Here is a 15,367-nt window from a genome sequence, read left to right on the forward strand (position 1 = left end):
AGTGTCGCGACCTCGGCCGACAGCGGGGCCGTCAGGCGGGGTAGGCGTGAGTTTCCGCCGCCTTGACCGCGGCCCACACGGGTTCGCCCTCCGCCAGGCCGAGCTCGGCCAGGGCGGCCGGGGTGATGTCGGCGGCGGCCGGCAGCGGGCCTTCGAGGTGGACGCGGACCTGGTCGCCGTGCGGCTCGATCCCGCCGACCGTGGCCTCCCACAGGTTGCGCGGACTGCCCTCCGGCCGTACACGGAACAGTGCCACCGCCGACGGCGGGAACGCCAGGAACACCTCGCCGCCCAGCGACTCGGCGGCCGACAGGGTCAGCCGCTCCAGCTTCACGTCATGGCCCTCCGCGACGCCGCGGTAGAGGTTCAGGCCGACGAGGCGGGCGACATAGTCCGTACGGGGGTGGCGCGCGACGTGCGCGGGCGTGCCCTCCTGGACGACGCGGCCGTCCTCGACCACGATGAGCCGGTCGGCGAGCGCCATCGCGTCGAGCGGGTCGTGGGTGACGAGCAGCGACGCGCCGTCGAACTCCGCGAGGTGGCGGCGCAGCCCGGCCCGGATCTCCCGCCGCGTGTCGACGTCGAGCGCGGACAGCGGCTCGTCCAGCAGGAGCAGCCGGGGCCGTACGGCGAGGGCACGGGCGAGCGCGACCCGCTGCGCCTGGCCGCCGGAGAGGGTACGCGGACGGCGGCCGGCGTGGTCGGCGAGGCCGACACGCGAGAGCCACTCGGAGGCGAGCCGACGCGCCTCGCCCTTGCGCACGCCCTGGCAGCGCGGCCCGAACGCCACGTTGTCGAGCGCGGTGAGATGGGGGAAGAGCAGGTAGTCCTGGAAGACCATGCCGACCGGACGCCGGTCCGCCGGCCGGTCACGCCACTCCTCGCCGTGCACGCGGATGTGCCCCGCCGACAGCGGCAGGAGCCCGGCGAGGGCGCGCAGCGCGGTGCTCTTGCCCGCGCCGTTCGGCCCCAGCAGCGCCACGACCTCGCCCTCGGCGGCCTCCAGCGCGATGTCGAGGGTGAACGCCGGCCGCCGTACGACCAGGTGCGCGTCGATCACGACACCCACCGGCCTCGCAGTCCGGAGAGGACCACCACGGACACCGCGAGGAGCACGAGGCTGAGCACGATCGCGGCCTGCGGGTCGTTCTCCAGCGCGAGGTACACGGCGAGGGGCATGGTCTGCGTACGGCCCGGAAAGTTGCCGGCGAAGGTGATCGTGGCCCCGAACTCACCGAGCGCGCGGGCCCAGCACAGCACCGCCCCCGCTCCGATGCCCGGTGCGATGAGCGGCAGCGTGACCCGGCGGAACGTCGTCCAGCGGGAGGCGCCCAGCGTCGCCGCCGCGTCCTCGTACCGCAGGTCGGCGGCGCGCAACGCGCCCTCCACACTGATCACCAGGAACGGCAGCGCGACGAACGCCTCGGCCACGACCACCCCGGCGGTGGTGAACGGCAGGCTCACGCCGAACCAGCGGTACAGCCACTGGCCGACGAGGCCGCTGCGGCCGAGGACCAGCAGCAGCGCCACGCCGCCGACGACCGGGGGCAGCACGAGCGGCACGGTCACCAGCGCACGCACGAGCCGGTGACCGGGAAAGGACACGCGGGCCAGCACCCACGCGAGCGGCACCCCGAGAATGAGGCAGAAGACCGTCGCGAGCGTGGCACAGACGACCGACAGCCGGAGCGCGTCGAGAATCTCGGGCTGGGCGAGCCGGGTGCCGAGCGTGGACCAGGGCGCCCGCACCAGCAGCCCGGCGACGGGCAGCACGAGAAAGACGAGCGCGACGAGCGCCGGCAGAACGAGCACCCAGGGCGCCCGGCGGTTCACAGCCGCGCCCCAGTGGTGCGGGCCGGGGTGGTGCGGGCCGGGGTGGTGCGGGCCGGGGTGGTGCGGGCCGGGGTGGTGCGGGCCGGGGTGGTGCGGGCCGGGGTGGTGCGGGCCGGGGTGGTGCGGGCCGGGGTGGTGCGGGCCGGGGTGGTGCGGGCCGGGGTGGTGCGGGCCGGGGTGGTGCGGGCCGGGGTGGTGCGGGCCGGGGTGGTGCGGGCCGGGGTGGTGCGGGCCGGGGTGGTGCGGGCCGGGGTGGTGCGGGCCGGGGTGGTGCGGGCCGGGGTGGTGCGGGCCGGGGTGGTGCGGGCCGGGGTGGTGCGGACCCCGCCCGCCCGGGGGCGGCGACCCCACTTCCATTGTCCAGCCCCGCCCCCCGCTCCCGGAAGGCTCTGCCGCCCCTGTGGACGACCCTCCGCGGCCGGGGCAGGCGGGCCGGGGGTCATTCGGTGCGCTCCACGACGACGTTCGTGGATTTCACCACGGCGACCGCGACGACGCCCGGTTCGAGGCCGAGATCGTCCGCCGCCTCCCGGCTCATCAGGGACACGACGCGGTAGGGCCCCGCCTGGATCTCCACCTTCGCCATCACGCCGTCGCGTACGACGTCGGTGACGATGCCGCGCATGCGGTTGCGTGCGGAGGAGAAGGAGGTCTCGGCCTCGGCGGGCGAGCGGACGAAAGCCGCCAGATCCGCCCCTGAAACGATCCGATGGCCGTGTTCGTCGCGCTCGGCCGCCAGCCGGCCCGAATCGACCCAGCGTCGGACGGTGTCCGGGCTGACATCGAGCAGAGACGCGACCTCACTGATCCGGAACACCGTCACCCGCGCGAGTATATCCCTCGCAGAAACGGAGAATCTTCAACGAAACACCAGGCCGATGCGGGTGCCGAAGGCCGCGAACGCTGGCAGATGCGACAAAGACGCAAACCCTCAAGAAGCTCAGACGGCGAGGCCGACGGCGAACAGAACGCCGAAGACGATCTGCAACCGCCCCGTCTCGCCGAGCACCGCGATGAGCTCCGGGCCCGTCGCCCCGCGCAGGACGCGCCGCACCGGGGAGATCGCCCACAGCGCCGACAGCAGCCCGATCATCGCCCACGGGTGCGCCGCGGCGACGACCGGCACGCAGCACAGGGCCACGACCGCGCACCCGGCGTACAGCAGGCGGGTGCGCCCGTCGCCGAGGACGACCGCGAGCGTGCGCTTGCCCGCCTCCCGGTCCGTCGGGATGTCGCGCAGGTTGTTCACCACCAGCATCGAGCACGACAGCAGCCCCACCGGCACCGACGCGATCCACACCGCCCACGGCAGGCCTTCGAGCTGCACGTACGCGGTGCCGACGACTGAGACCAACCCGAAGAACACGAACACCGAGATCTCGCCCAGCGCGCGGTAGCCGTACGGTCGTGAGCCCCCGGTGTAGAACCACCCCGCGGCGATCGCCGCCGCGCCGATCAGCAGCAGCCACCAGGAGGTGACCGCCGCCAGCACGAGGCCCGCGATCGCCGCGAGCAGGAAGCAGACGGCCGCCGCCGCGAGGACCTGGCGGGGCGGCGCGACCTTGGAACCGACCAGGCGCATCGGCCCGACGCGTTCCTCATCGGTGCCGCGGATGCCATCGCTGTAGTCGTTGGCGTAGTTCACGCCGATCTGCAGCAGCATCGACACGAGCAGCGCGACCACGGCGCGCCACCAGATCGCGTGGCCGAAGCCGATCGCGAGTCCGGTGCCGACGAGCACGGGAACGATCGAGTTGGGGAGGGTACGGGGTCGGGCTCCGGCGACCCACTGGGGGAGGGAGGCCACTACCGCACGCGTCCGGCGTCGAAGATCATGCGGGAGATTCTGCCGGATCCGGCTCGGGCGGTTGACGCAGACCCAGGGTCAGCACGAAGCCGAGGCCCAGCAGCCCGGCCGTGACGAAGGCGGCGCGGTCGGTCGCGGCCGCCAGGCTCTCGTCGGCGGCGCGGGCGACGCGCGGGTCGCCGTGCCGCAGGTCACGGGCGAACGTGCCGGCCGAGTCGCGCAGCCGCGCCGCGTACACCCCGCCCTGGCTCGCCCCCGCCCCGGTGTCGCGCAGCCGGTCGGTCATGACGTGGCTGAGGCTCGTCGCGAAGACGGTGCCGATCAGGGCGATGCCCAGCGCCGAGCCGACCTGCCGCGCGGTCGACTGCGTGCCCGAGGCGAGGCCCGCGCGGGCCGGCGGCACGTCGCGCAGGACGATGTTCGTGAGCTGCGCGGTGGTCAGGCCCAGCCCGACGCCGTAGAGCAGCATCCACGGTGCGAGCGCGTACCCGGTGGTGCCGGCGTGCGTCGTGAGGCCGATGAGGAGCACCGCGACGGTCTCCAGGGCCATGCCGGCCTGGAGCATCCGGGCGGCGCCCACGCGCCGCGACAGCCGCGCCGCGAAGCCGCCGACGACCAGCGTGCCCAGAGCCAGCGGCAGGATCGCCACGCTGACCTGGAGCGGCGAATCGCCGTGCACGTCCTGCAGGAACAGCGGCAGCGTGAACATCAGCCCCAGCTCGCCGACACTGATCAGCGAGGCGGCGGCGTTGCCGCGGCGAAAGGACGGGATGCGGAACAGTGTCAGGTCCAGCACGACCGGGCGTCCGGCCGCCGCACGCGCCCGCTCGACGGCGAACAGCGCGCCCAGCGCGACCGCTCCGGCCGCGAGGGCGACCGGCACCGGGGAGATCCCGGCGCCCCAGTGGACCGGTCCGGCCGAGAAGGGCCGCAGCGGACGCCACCAGCCGTACCGCTGCCCCTCGATGAGCGCGAACACCAGTGCCCCGAGCCCGGCCGCGGTCAGCAGCCCGCCGGTCCAGTCGACGCCGCGCCGGGCGGTACGGTCGCGGGTCTCGGGGACCAGGATGAGGGCCCCGGCGATGACGACCGCGCCGATCGGCAGGTTGACCCCGAACGCCCACCGCCAGCCGTACGAGGTCGCGAGCCAGCCGCCGAGCAGCGGCCCGAGGGCGGCCATGCCGCCGATGAGCGAGCCCCAGATCCCGAACGCCACGGCGCGGTCGCGGCCGTGGAACACCGCCGTCACCGTGGACAGCGTGGCCGGCAGGATCATGGACGCGCCGACACCCTGCAGCACGCGGGCGCCGATGAGGGCGGCGCCGCTCCCCGCGGCGGCCGCCAGCAGGCTCGCCAGCACGAACACCACCGTGCCCAGCAGGAACATCCGCCTTCGCCCGTACACGTCGCCGGCCATCCCGAACGGGATGAGCAGCGCCGCGAACACGAGGGAGTAGACCGAGGTGACCCATTCGGCGTCCGCCGTGGTCAGCCGCAGGTCACCGACCACGCGGGGCAGCATGACGTTGACGATCGTGGCGTCGACGATGATCAGCGAGACGCCGAGACCGATGATCACCATGCCCAGCCACCGGCGACGGCCCGGAGCGCCGATCGCGGGAGCGGGAGCGGCCGGAGCCGTGCTGACAGTCATGGGGATTCGGGTGGACCTGCCTGAGTGTGGGCGATGGTTCGCCGCCGAACGGTTCGCTTTCAACCTACCCCCGCCCCTCGATCCCCCTGATCCGGGTCGCCCTCTGGCCACGCGGGCGCTGAGCACGGACAATGTCGCCGTGCGCGCCTCCGAGGCCGACCCCGAACACATGTCGCTGTCCCGTCTGCTGGCGGTGGCCGGTCATGTCGTGGCCCTGCGCCGGCAGCGCTTCATGGGGAGTCACGGCCTGACGCCGCACGGTCTGGCGGTGCTGGCCTACCTCGAACAGGGCTACGCGCTGACCCAGCGTGAGCTGGCCCGTCGCTGTGGCGTGGCGCCCTCGACCCTCAATCACACGGTAGAGCACCTGGCGCGTTCCGGCTGGATCGTGCGGTGCCGCGACGACTCCGACCGCCGGCTCGTACGCCTGGCGCTCACCGAGAGCGGCCACCGCCACCTCCGGCAGGTGCAGGACGCGGCCGACCGTCAGATCGAGCCCCTGCTCGACCATCTGGCGCCCGCCGACGAGGCCGCCGTACGCCGGTTCCTGCTCGACACCGTGACCCGTCTGCAGGAGGACGACGCGGGCCCGGACGATCCGCGGTTCTGAGCGTCCGCTGTCGGTGGGCACTGTTAGTTTCGGCACATGCCCTTCGATCTCCTCGAGTTCCTGCCGGACAAGTGGCGTGACCTGATCGAGCCGTTGCTCGACGCCGAGGCCACGCGGCGCCTCGGCGACTTCGTGGCCGCCGAGTACGACGGACAGGTCGTCTACCCCGCGCTGCCCGACCTGTTCAACGCGTTCCGGCTGTGCTCGCCGGACGACGTACGGGTGCTGATCCTCGGCCAGGACCCCTACCACGGCCCCGGGCAGGCCCACGGGCTGAGCTTCAGCGTCCGCGAGGGCGTGCGCGTGCCGCCGTCGCTCCGCAACGTCTTCAAGGAGCTGCGCGACGACCTCGGCGTCCCGATGCCGGCCGGCGGCGACCTGACGCCGTGGGCGGAGCGGGGCGTGCTGCTGCTCAACGCGGTCCTGACCGTACGCGCCGGCAAGGCGGGCTCGCACGCGGGCAAGGGCTGGGAGGAGTTCACCGACGCGGTGATCCGGGCCCTGGACGCGACGGACGAGCGCATCGTGTTCGTGCTCTGGGGCGCGTACGCGCGCAAGAAGCGCGACCTCGTCACCAACCCCCGGCACGTCGTCCTGGAGGCCGGCCACCCCAGCCCGATGAACCCTCGCGGCTTCCTCGGCACGCGCCCGTTCAGCGCCGTCAACAAGGCGCTGACCGACGCCGGCCGCCCGGAGATCGACTGGACCCTCGACCAGAAGATCTTCTAGACGCCGGACGCCCGAGCCCGCTCGAGGTGGTTCAGCAGTTCGCGCATCCGGCCCGCGGGCCACGGCAGGCTCCGCCCGAGTTCTTCGCCGTGGTCCCGCCACATCGCCCGCGCGGCGCAGCGGAGGGTTCAAGCCCGTGGATCAGGCGATGGCGGTGTGGAGGCGGACCATCGCGACGGGTTCCCCCATGTCGACCTTGCTGTGGGCGCCGTCCGGCGCCCAGCCGGCCGACACGAGGAAGGTCCGCAGCACGTCGTCGGCCGCGAACACCCAGGCGACCGCCGTCGTGCAGCCGTCGTCGCGCAGATGGTCCACGGTCGCGGCGAGCAGCCTGCTGCCGTGGCCCGCCCGCCGCCGCGACGGGTCGACCAGGAGCGTCAGGAGCTCACCGGTCGTCGCGGGGTCCTGGTCGGGGTCGCCGGCCGGGGCGTGCGCCGCGAAGCCCGTGATGACCCCCTCGTCGACGGCCACGAGCAGCCGGTGCCGGGGGCTGGGCGGCGCCGCGACCGCCTCGGCCCAGCGCTCGCGCCACAGGCCGAGCGCCTCCGGCCCGGTCATCTCGGCCAGCGCCGCCGGCGGGATGACCGCGCCGTAGCCCTCGCGCCAGGCGCGCACCTGGATGTCCGCGACGGCCTCGACGTCGCCCGGATAGGCCGCTCGTACCCCTACTACGCTCAACGCCCGCTTCCGTTCCCTGATTGACGGCGAGTGGCACTCTAGGGCACCGCGTCCCGGCGCCGGCGTTCGCGGTACGCGCGGGTCTTGGTGCGGTTGCCGCACATGCGCATCGAACACCACGCGCGGGAGCGGTTCTTGGAGGTGTCGAGGAACGCCCAGCGGCACCCCGTCGCCCGGCACGCCTTGAGGCGTTCCCACGTGCCGTCGGCCGCACTCGCCATGACCGCCGCCGCCACCCGGGCGAGCCCGCCGCGAACCCCGCGATGGAGCGGTACCAGCCGGGGACCGTCGAGCGACACGCGTACCGGCAGGGCGGCGAGCAGGCCCTCCAGCTCCGGCCGTGGCCGGTCGATCATCGCCGTCCGCAGTCCCTCGCGCAGCGCGACCGCCAGGCCCAGGTCGGACTCGTTCGCGGACGCGCCGGACGCCACCAGGCCGCGCTCGGCCAGCCAGCCGCTGAGGTCGGAGGGTGCGCCGAACTCCTCGATGTCGCACTGCATGTCGTAGGTGTTGACGAAGTCGCGCACCAGCAGCGCGTGCTCCGGGCCGCTCATCCGCCCCTCCTCGCTGACGACGGCCGGCGACACCGGCGAACGCCGGTCACCGGTCGCCGGAGACTACCCGTTCTCGGCGAGCAGGCCGGCCAGGATCGCCACGCCACGGGCGAACTCGGCCTCGCCGCCGGGCGATCCGTGACTCAGCCGTACGTGCGGCCCGGCCGGCTCGGCGGGGAAGTAGCGGCGGCCCGCGCTGACGAGCACGCCCGCGCGGAGCGCGGCCTCGGCGAGCGCCACGTCGTCCGTGCCGGCCGGCAGCGCCATCCATACGTGCAGGCCGCCGCGCGGCACGAGGATCGGGCGCAGGCCGTGCGCGGCCATCGCGGACACGAGCGCGTCGCGCCGCCGCCGCAGCGCCTCGCTCACGGCGCGAAGGTGGCGCGGCCACGCGGGAGACCCGACGAGCTCGAGCGCGGTCTCCTGGAGCGGCCGGGCGACGAAGAAGGAGTCGACCAGCTGGGTCGCCCGGATGCGCTCGGCCACCGGGCCGCGGGCGACCACGGCGGCGACCCGTACGCTCGGCGCGGTCGCCTTCGTCAGCGAGGAGATGTGCACGACCCGGCCCTCGCGGTCGGCGGAGACCAGCGACGGCGGCGGCGGATCGATCGCCAGGTGGCGGGCGAAGTCGTCCTCGATCACGAACGCCCCCGCGGCGCGCGCCACGTCGAGCACCCGCGTCCGGCGTTCCGGGGCGAGCACGGCACCGGTCGGGTTGTGGAACGTCGGCTGGCAGTAGACGGCCCGCGCGCCGGTGGCGGCGAACGCGTCGGCGAGCAGCTCCGTGCGCAGGCCGTCATGGTCGACCGGCACGGGGACGGGCCGCAGCCCCGCCGCCCGCGCCGCGTCCAGCGCGCCCGGATAGGTCGGCGACTCGACCAGCAGCGGCGCGCCGGGCGGCAGCAGCGCCCGCAGGGCGAGCGTCACGGCGGCCTGCCCGCCGCCGGTGACGGTGACGTCGGCCGCCGTCACGTCGCCGCCGGCGGTGCGGGCGAACCACTCCCTCAGCCCCCGCAGCCCGTAGAGCGGCGGGCGCTCCCACGCCCCCGGCCGCCGTACCGCGCGCGCGGCGGCCGTGGCCAGCGCCTGCCCGGGCTGGAGCTCCGGCGGGAGGTAGCCGCCGCTCAGTGTGATCACTCCGTCGGCGGGCGCCGACAGCAGACCCAGCACGCCCGCCGCGTCCACCGTGCGGTCGGCGAGCGTCACGGCCTGCCAGCCGTAGGAGAGGTCCGCGGGGGCGCGGGGGACGGCGCGCTCCGCCACGTACGTGCCGCTGCCGGGGCGGGTCACGACCAAGCCCTCCGCGCTGAGCAGCCCGATCGCCCGCGACACCGTGACCGGGCTGACCTGGTGGCGGGCCATGAGCGCGCGGCTCGAGGGCAGGCGGTCGCCGGGCCGCAGCCTCGCCACGGCGCCGCGCAGCTCGGCGGCGAGCGTGGCGATACTGCTATCGTCTTCCATGAAAGATGACGATAGCGCTACTGCCTCCCCCTCGATAGCGCCTTCCGGCGGGCTCGCCGCCGCGGCCCTCGGCGTCCTGGCCTTCTCCTTCACCCTGCCGGCCACCGCCCTCGCGCTGCGCGGCTTCGGCCCGTACACGATCGGCCTGGGGCGGGCCGCGATCGCGGCCGTGCTGGCCGTGGTCGCGCTGCGCCTCACGCGCGCGCCGCGCCCGCGCGGACGGCAGTGGGTCGCGCTGGCGGTGGTCGCGGTCGGCGTCGTCTTCGGCTTCCCGGTGCTGTCCACCCTCGCGCTCGGCCACGGCGCCTCCGCCTCGCACGCCGCCGTGGTGGTGGGGCTGCTGCCCGTCACCACGGCCGTCTTCGCCGTCGTACGCGTGGGGGAGCGGCCGTCGTGGTTCTTCTGGACCGCGAGCGTGGCCGGCGCGGGCTGCGTGGTGGCCTTCACGCTGCGGAACGGTCCGGGGCGTCTCTCGGCCGCGGACCTGTTCCTGTTCGGCGCGCTGGTGACCGCGGGGCTGGGGTACGCCGAGGGCGGGCGCCTCGCGCGGACCATGCCCGGCGGCGCGGTGGTGAGCTGGGCGCTGATCCTCGCGGCGCCCGTGACCGTGCCGGTCACGGCCGTGCTGATCGCCGCCGAGCCGCCGCGCTGGAGCCCCCCGGCCGTGGCGGGCCTGGCCTACCTCGCGGCGGTGTCGATGTTCCTGGGGTTCTTCGCCTGGTACTCCGGCCTGGCCAGGGCCGGGGTCGCCCGGGCGAGCCAGGTGCAGCTGGCCCAGCCGCTCCTGACTCTGGTCTGGTCGTGGCTGTTGCTCGGCGAGCACGCGGGAATGAGCACGGTGACGGCCGCGGCCGGCGTGCTGGTGTGCGTCCTGCTCGCCCAGCGCGCACGGGTCTCGCGGGAGAGGACGGCGTCGACCACGGGCCGACGTACGGTGGCACCAGGGGCTGTCTCGCGACGAGGAGCGGCGGATGGATGACAGGAAGCTGACGATCCCCGAGGGCGGCTTCTGGCCCGCGCCCGACGTGCCGCAGCCGAACATCTATCCGATGGAGTGGCACGTCGAGACCGACAAGCTCGCGGCGATCTACGAGAAGTCCAAGCGCGTCGTCTGGAACCCCGCCGACCTGCCCTGGAACGAGCTGCGGCCGGAGGACTTCACCGTCGAGCAACGGCTCGGGATCATGTACTGGTTCTCGGTGCTGGCCAACTTCGACGCGTCCGGGCCGGCGGTCTTCGCGCGCGCCACGATCCAGGCGTTCGAGAAGCACGAGGAGGACCCGGTCCGCAAGTGCTTCTTCTCGATCACGCGCGACGAGATGAACCACGAGGAGTGCTGCCAGCGGACGATCGCCAGGCTGTGGCCCGGCGGGCCGCTCGACTGGGAGCCCAAGACGGACCTGGAGAAGGCCGCGCACAACAACATCGGCTGGCTGTACCACAACGGCGGGCGCTACTGGAACGGCTACACCACCGCCGTCACCCGCTACTCGCTCCCGGTGCTGTTCACCAGCTTCATGATGGGGGAGATGGCCGCCTCCACCCTGTTCCGCGGGATGGCCTCGGGCACCCGGCACCCCGTCTTCGGGGAGATGTTCCAGCGCATCGGCCGCGACGAGTCACGTCACCTGCAGATCTGCATGACCATCCTGGAGAACGAGTGGCCGGGCCTGACCGACGACACCCGCGGCCTGATCACCAAGCAGCTCCGGGCCGGCTTCGTCTTCCTGTCGATGATCCTGTGGGAGCCGCCCGAGGGCTTCTGGGACCTGCCGCCGTACTTCCTGCCCAACCACCGGGTGCTGATGTCCTACGCCCGCGACGCGGGTCTCGGCGTGCTGTCCTTCGAAGAGCAGGCGGAGAACTGGCGCGTCGCGATGGCCCGCGTCCGGGCCATCGTCGAACGCTGGGGGATCGCCTTCCCGGCCATTCCCGAACTCGACATCGGCGGCGTCGACGTCTCGAACATCGATCCGCAGGACATCATCCCGGTCTTCTGACTCCCACTCGGACCGGCGACGCGAGAGACTAACGAGGCTTCGAGCCGGGTAAGGATCGATGCACCGGAGCGCAGGTCCCGCGCTCCGGTTCCAGTGGAGACGCCGGGGGAGGCCATGGCCTGCTGGACGCCTCGTCGCCGTCCGGACATCCGTCGGTCCGGCCGCGTACGGGACGAGGAGACCGGACCGCCCGCGTCCGCCGCCGCGAGCCCGGCCGTACGGCGGGTGTCGCTGGCCCGTATCCGCGAACAGGGCCGGTTCTCCGCGCTCCTGGAGCGCGCCGCCCGGCTGGCGAGCCGCGCGCCCACCCGGCGCCGGGACGCCGACGACACGAGCCGGTTCATGGACTACGGGCCCGACTGGCCGCCCGCGCCCGCGCCGCCGCGCCGGCGTCATCCGCTGCTGCGCCGGTGTGTCGCCGCGGTCGTGCTGTACGCCGTCATCTGGGCGCTGGGCTCCGCGCTGCTCGAGCTCCGCATGTTCCAGCTGCGCAAACTCGGTGGAGGCGCGCCGGTGACCACCTACACGACCGTGACCGAGCCGCGCCACCGCTGATCCGGGCCGAACCCCCGGCCCGCTCCGCACGTCTCACCGGAGATGATCAGGAAGACCCTGCGGTGCGCGGCGTGGGCGGTGGCGGTGCTCCTCGGCGCGCTCGCCGTCTTCTTCGCCCAGACCTGGTTCGCGTGGCAGCGGGAGCCCCGGGCGTACGGGGGCACGGCGAACGCCCTGTGGGCGCGCCACCAGTGGGTCGGCGAACCGCACACCGAGGCCGACTACCGCGCGCTCGCGGCGACCCTGGCGACGAACCGCATCACCGACGTCTTCTTCCACGCGGGACCGCTGGAGGGTGACGGGCGGATCCCCCCGTCCCGGTACCGGCACGCCGGTGAGCTGCTGTCGGCGATGCGCCGCCTCGCTCCCGGGGTACGCGCCCAGGCGTACGTGGGCCAGGTGGAGCGCGCCGGGGGCGGCCCGCTCGACCTCGGCGACCCGGGGACCCGGGCCCGGATCCTCGACACCGACCGGGCGCTGCTCGCCGTGGGCTTCGCCGGCATCCACTACGACATCGAGCCCGTCTACTCCGGCGACCGCGACTTCCTCGACCTGCTGGCCCGCACCCACGAGCTCACTCGTGACCGGGGGCGGCTGCTCTCGACGGCGCTCGAGCAGCCGCCCCTGGAGGACTGGGAGGCGCCGGTGTTCCGCGCGCTGCTGCCGCGCGTGGGAATCGACTACCCCCCGCGGCCCACCGGGGCCTACCTGCGCGCCGTGGCGAGTCGCGTCGACCAGCTCGCGATCATGACGTACGACTCGGAGGCGCCGGCACAGGCGCTCGCGGGATGGCACTTCGCCCACCACACCGAGCGGATCCTGGCCCTCCTCGGCGACCGGGTCACGGTCTTCATGGGCGTGCCGACCTACCGGACCACGACACCGTGGGCGGAGGACCTGCCCACCGCGCTGCGCGGCGTACGGCAGGGGATCGACGCCCTGCCGCGCCCTCCGCGGCGACCGTACGGGGTGGGCGTCTACGCGGACTGGACCACCAGCGCGCGCGACTGGGCGACATACCGGAGGGAATGGCTGGGAATCGGCAGGGATGAGATTGATCACAACCGTGCGAATCGGGGCCGACCGGGGGGATGAGTCGCGTCCCATGAGGTGGACGCCGACGCGTGTTCGCGAGCGAACCGGCCCGGCGACACGGTATCGAACGGTGATGTACCCGGTTTATGCTCTGACCTGCCGCGATGGGTCATTCGGTGGGGCGTGCGGCGAGGCCTACCGCGTGCCCTGCGGCGCGTTTGTCGATGAAACTTGCACCGGGCATTGCAACTGGCGTCCGAGCGGCCGCCGGGTCCGCAAGGACAAGCAGTTGTCACGATTTAGTTACATCGCTCGCGAATTGCCTGGACTTTGGCGCGTCGTGCCATCGTCTTGCTCGCAAGAATGATCTTGTCGGCGTCACAAGCGGTCATCCCGCGATCAAACCCCCTTGCCTGGGGGAAGTATTCGGGGGACCGTTGCGCTGGTCGTGGCGGATGGCGGTGTAGGGAGGTTCGGAGAAGGATGAGCATGAGGCACATGGTCGGCCCGGCGGACGGCCGGCTTCAGGAGCTGGCGTCCGACTACTCCGGCTGGAGGTTCGGATTGGGCGGTTCGGGCCACTGGTGGGCGGTGCGCGGCAACGAGTTCTTCCGCGCCCTGAGCCCCGAAGAGCTCAAGTCGCGGCTCGACGAGCACCTCGCGGCCGGACATGAGGGCTGAGGGTCCGTGAGGATGCACACGCCCGGTTAGCGGGCGAGGACAGAGAATGTGCGCGGCCGCGCAGAGCCGGAGCAATGCGCGGCCGGGCGATCGAGCGGACACCCGAACCGGTGAGGACGCCCCGGTCTCCGTCGGACTCCGCCGATGAGCAAGACCCTCACCCGCTTCCAGCGGTGCGGAAGAGCGGCGACGAACCGCTGATCGAGAACCCTCTGAAGAACCCACACGGGACGATCGCGCCCACTCGATGAGGACATGACCCGTTCGTGGACCCGCCCGTCGTGGACCCGCCCGTCGTGGACCCCGCCCGTCGTGGACCCCGCCCGCCCAGGGGGGCGACCCCACTCTTATTGTCCAGCGCCGGCACCTGCCAGCGGAACGTCTTCGCGCGCCTGTGGATAACCATCGGCGCAGGTCGGGGGGTGGGAGAAGGATGCGCGCGCCTCGGCCGCGGGTGCGCCGATCGGGTGGGTGATCGGCGCGAGAGAGCCCCAGACCCCGGCGAACCGAGGCGCGCATCCTCCGCCGGGAGAGGCTCCGCCAGCCCCGCCAGACCCCGGCGGAACCTCGTCCCACTCTCTTCAACGCACGAAAGCCCGCCAAGGTTCACCGGTAACGCCGGTTTTGTGAGAGACGATTGATCAGAAGACGCCGTCAGAACATGTACCCCCGAGCGTGTTCTGGCGGCGTCATCTTCGTTACAGGAGCTCACGGGCGGTAAGAAGGCGACACGGGGGTGCCCGCGGGTCCCCAGCGGGGGCGATGCCCGGTAAGTTCGGAACATGGCACCCAGCACGAACGCTGTGCCGCAGGAGCGCGACGACGCGGCGCCCTTCGGCCGGATGCTCACCGCGATGGTCACACCGATGACGGCCGACGGCGCCGTCGACTACGACGGGGCGGCCCGGCTGGCCGCCTACCTCGTCGATCATCAGCGCAACGACGGGCTCGTCGTCAGCGGTACGACCGGCGAGTCGCCCACCACGACCGACGCCGAGGACGAGCGGCTGCTGCGCACCGTCATCGAGGCCGTCGGCGACCGCGCGCACGTGGTGGCGGGCGTGGGTACCAACAACACCGTGCACACCCTGAAGCTGGCGCGCCAGGCGGAGGCCGCCGGCGCCGACGGGTTGCTGGTCGTCACGCCGTACTACAACAAGCCGCCGCAGGAGGGCCTCGCGCGCCACTTCACGACCGTGGCCGACGCGACCGAACTCCCGGTGATGCTCTACGACATTCCAGGCCGTACCGGCACACCCATCGCCCCCGAGACGCTGCTGCGCCTCGCGGAGCACCCGCGGATCATCGCGGTCAAGGAGGCCAAGGGCGACATGTTCGCGGCCTCGCGGGTGATGGCCGAGACGGACCTGGTGTTCTACTCCGGAGACGACGCCCTGAACCTTCCCTGGCTCTCCCTCGGAGCGGCCGGGTTCGTCAGTGTCGTCGGACACGTGGTCGGCGCCGATCTGCACGAGATGATCGACGCCTACCTCGGTGGAGACGTGGACCGGGCCCGGCGGATCCATCGCCGGCTGATCCCGGTCACCACCGCGATCATGACCCGTACGCAGGGCGTGATCGCGGTGAAGGCCGCGCTGTCGCTCGTCGGCCAGCCCGGAGGCGCCGTACGGCCCCCGCTGGTGGACGCGACGCCGGAGTTCACCGCCGCGCTGAGGGAGGACCTCATCGCCGGCGGCGTCAAGGTCTTGGAGGGTCCGTGAGAGGACCACAGGCACCACGCGGTACCGCCGGAGGGGCGTGCCGCGATCG

17 protein-coding genes are annotated in these 15,367 nt (G+C 73.3%); 8 read left to right on the forward strand and 9 right to left on the reverse strand.

What is annotated here, in order from left to right:
• Positions 1-31: 31 nt before the first annotated feature.
• The 6 genes from ACQEV1_RS16815 to ACQEV1_RS16840 all read right to left on the reverse strand — a co-directional run bounded on the left by ACQEV1_RS16815 (position 32) and on the right by ACQEV1_RS16840 (position 5,294).
• Complete coding sequence (locus ACQEV1_RS16815) at positions 32-1,069, reverse strand: ABC transporter ATP-binding protein (RefSeq protein WP_433394650.1); 1,038 nt, start codon at positions 1,067-1,069, stop codon at positions 32-34.
• Positions 1,057-1,833 carry an ABC transporter permease gene (locus ACQEV1_RS16820; RefSeq protein ID WP_285581006.1) on the reverse strand — a complete coding sequence of 259 codons (777 nt, stop codon included), beginning with the start codon at positions 1,831-1,833 and terminating at the stop codon, positions 1,057-1,059. The genes ACQEV1_RS16815 and ACQEV1_RS16820 overlap by 13 nt, the downstream gene beginning before the upstream one ends.
• Positions 1,830-2,276, reverse strand: a complete 447-nt coding sequence (locus tag ACQEV1_RS16825; RefSeq protein ID WP_433394651.1) for a hypothetical protein — start codon at positions 2,274-2,276, stop codon at positions 1,830-1,832. The genes ACQEV1_RS16820 and ACQEV1_RS16825 overlap by 4 nt, the downstream gene beginning before the upstream one ends.
• The gene (locus ACQEV1_RS16830; RefSeq protein WP_285580805.1) at positions 2,273-2,656 is read right to left on the reverse strand and encodes a TOBE domain-containing protein; all 384 of its coding nucleotides are present in this window, start codon (positions 2,654-2,656) and stop codon (positions 2,273-2,275) included. Before ACQEV1_RS16830 ends, ACQEV1_RS16825 begins: the two co-directional genes overlap by 4 nt.
• A 117-nt stretch (positions 2,657-2,773) precedes the next feature.
• Positions 2,774-3,640: a 1,4-dihydroxy-2-naphthoate polyprenyltransferase gene (locus tag ACQEV1_RS16835; RefSeq protein ID WP_285617548.1), complete on the reverse strand. Its 867-nt coding sequence runs from the start codon at positions 3,638-3,640 to the stop codon at positions 2,774-2,776.
• Positions 3,641-3,665: 25 nt separating this feature from the next.
• On the reverse strand, positions 3,666-5,294 hold the full coding sequence (locus ACQEV1_RS16840) for an MFS transporter (RefSeq protein ID WP_433394652.1): 1,629 nt from the start codon (positions 5,292-5,294) through the stop codon (positions 3,666-3,668).
• Between the two features lie 139 nt (positions 5,295-5,433).
• Here ACQEV1_RS16840 and ACQEV1_RS16845 point away from each other — a divergent pair, with 139 nt between their 5' ends.
• Together ACQEV1_RS16845 and ung are read left to right on the forward strand one after the other, a co-directional pair.
• A complete protein-coding gene (locus ACQEV1_RS16845) occupies positions 5,434-5,904 on the forward strand; it encodes a MarR family winged helix-turn-helix transcriptional regulator (protein WP_285617546.1) in 471 nt (156 codons plus the stop codon).
• A 36-nt stretch (positions 5,905-5,940) separates the two neighbouring features.
• Positions 5,941-6,633, forward strand: a complete 693-nt coding sequence (ung, locus tag ACQEV1_RS16850; RefSeq protein ID WP_433394653.1) for a uracil-DNA glycosylase — start codon at positions 5,941-5,943, stop codon at positions 6,631-6,633.
• Positions 6,634-6,774: 141 nt separating this feature from the next.
• On the opposite strand, the gene ACQEV1_RS16855 is transcribed toward ung, so the two are convergent.
• From ACQEV1_RS16855 to ACQEV1_RS16865, 3 genes are all read right to left on the reverse strand, one after another.
• Positions 6,775-7,311, reverse strand: a complete 537-nt coding sequence (locus ACQEV1_RS16855) for an N-acetyltransferase family protein (RefSeq protein WP_433394654.1) — start codon at positions 7,309-7,311, stop codon at positions 6,775-6,777.
• 38 nt (positions 7,312-7,349) lie between these two features.
• The gene (locus ACQEV1_RS16860; RefSeq protein ID WP_285617522.1) at positions 7,350-7,865 is read right to left on the reverse strand and encodes a CGNR zinc finger domain-containing protein; all 516 of its coding nucleotides are present in this window, start codon (positions 7,863-7,865) and stop codon (positions 7,350-7,352) included.
• 63 nt (positions 7,866-7,928) lie between these two features.
• On the reverse strand, positions 7,929-9,326 hold the full coding sequence (locus tag ACQEV1_RS16865) for a PLP-dependent aminotransferase family protein (RefSeq protein WP_433394655.1): 1,398 nt from the start codon (positions 9,324-9,326) through the stop codon (positions 7,929-7,931).
• On the opposite strand from ACQEV1_RS16865, the gene ACQEV1_RS16870 reads away from it, so the two are divergent.
• From ACQEV1_RS16870 to dapA, 6 genes are all read left to right on the forward strand, one after another.
• Positions 9,325-10,305, forward strand: coding sequence for a DMT family transporter (locus ACQEV1_RS16870; RefSeq protein ID WP_285617520.1), 981 nt, complete (start codon positions 9,325-9,327; stop codon positions 10,303-10,305). The two genes, ACQEV1_RS16865 and ACQEV1_RS16870, sit on opposite strands and share 2 nt — an antisense overlap.
• The gene (locus tag ACQEV1_RS16875; protein ID WP_285617519.1) at positions 10,298-11,326 is read left to right on the forward strand and encodes a hypothetical protein; all 1,029 of its coding nucleotides are present in this window, start codon (positions 10,298-10,300) and stop codon (positions 11,324-11,326) included. The genes ACQEV1_RS16870 and ACQEV1_RS16875 overlap by 8 nt, the downstream gene beginning before the upstream one ends.
• Before the next feature lie 114 nt (positions 11,327-11,440).
• Positions 11,441-11,881 carry a hypothetical protein gene (locus tag ACQEV1_RS16880; protein WP_433394656.1) on the forward strand — a complete coding sequence of 147 codons (441 nt, stop codon included), beginning with the start codon at positions 11,441-11,443 and terminating at the stop codon, positions 11,879-11,881.
• A gap of 42 nt (positions 11,882-11,923) precedes the next feature.
• Positions 11,924-12,976 carry a hypothetical protein gene (locus ACQEV1_RS16885; RefSeq protein WP_433394657.1) on the forward strand — a complete coding sequence of 351 codons (1,053 nt, stop codon included), beginning with the start codon at positions 11,924-11,926 and terminating at the stop codon, positions 12,974-12,976.
• 429 nt (positions 12,977-13,405) lie between these two features.
• On the forward strand, positions 13,406-13,597 hold the full coding sequence (locus ACQEV1_RS16890) for a hypothetical protein (RefSeq protein WP_285617515.1): 192 nt from the start codon (positions 13,406-13,408) through the stop codon (positions 13,595-13,597).
• A gap of 782 nt (positions 13,598-14,379) precedes the next feature.
• Positions 14,380-15,318: a 4-hydroxy-tetrahydrodipicolinate synthase gene (dapA, locus tag ACQEV1_RS16895; protein WP_433394658.1), complete on the forward strand. Its 939-nt coding sequence runs from the start codon at positions 14,380-14,382 to the stop codon at positions 15,316-15,318.
• Positions 15,319-15,367 lie beyond the last annotated feature (49 nt).

It is taken from the genome of Actinoallomurus sp. CA-142502, from assembly GCF_050936355.1.
In the GTDB taxonomy this organism is placed as follows: domain Bacteria; phylum Actinomycetota; class Actinomycetes; order Streptosporangiales; family Streptosporangiaceae; genus Actinoallomurus; species Actinoallomurus iriomotensis.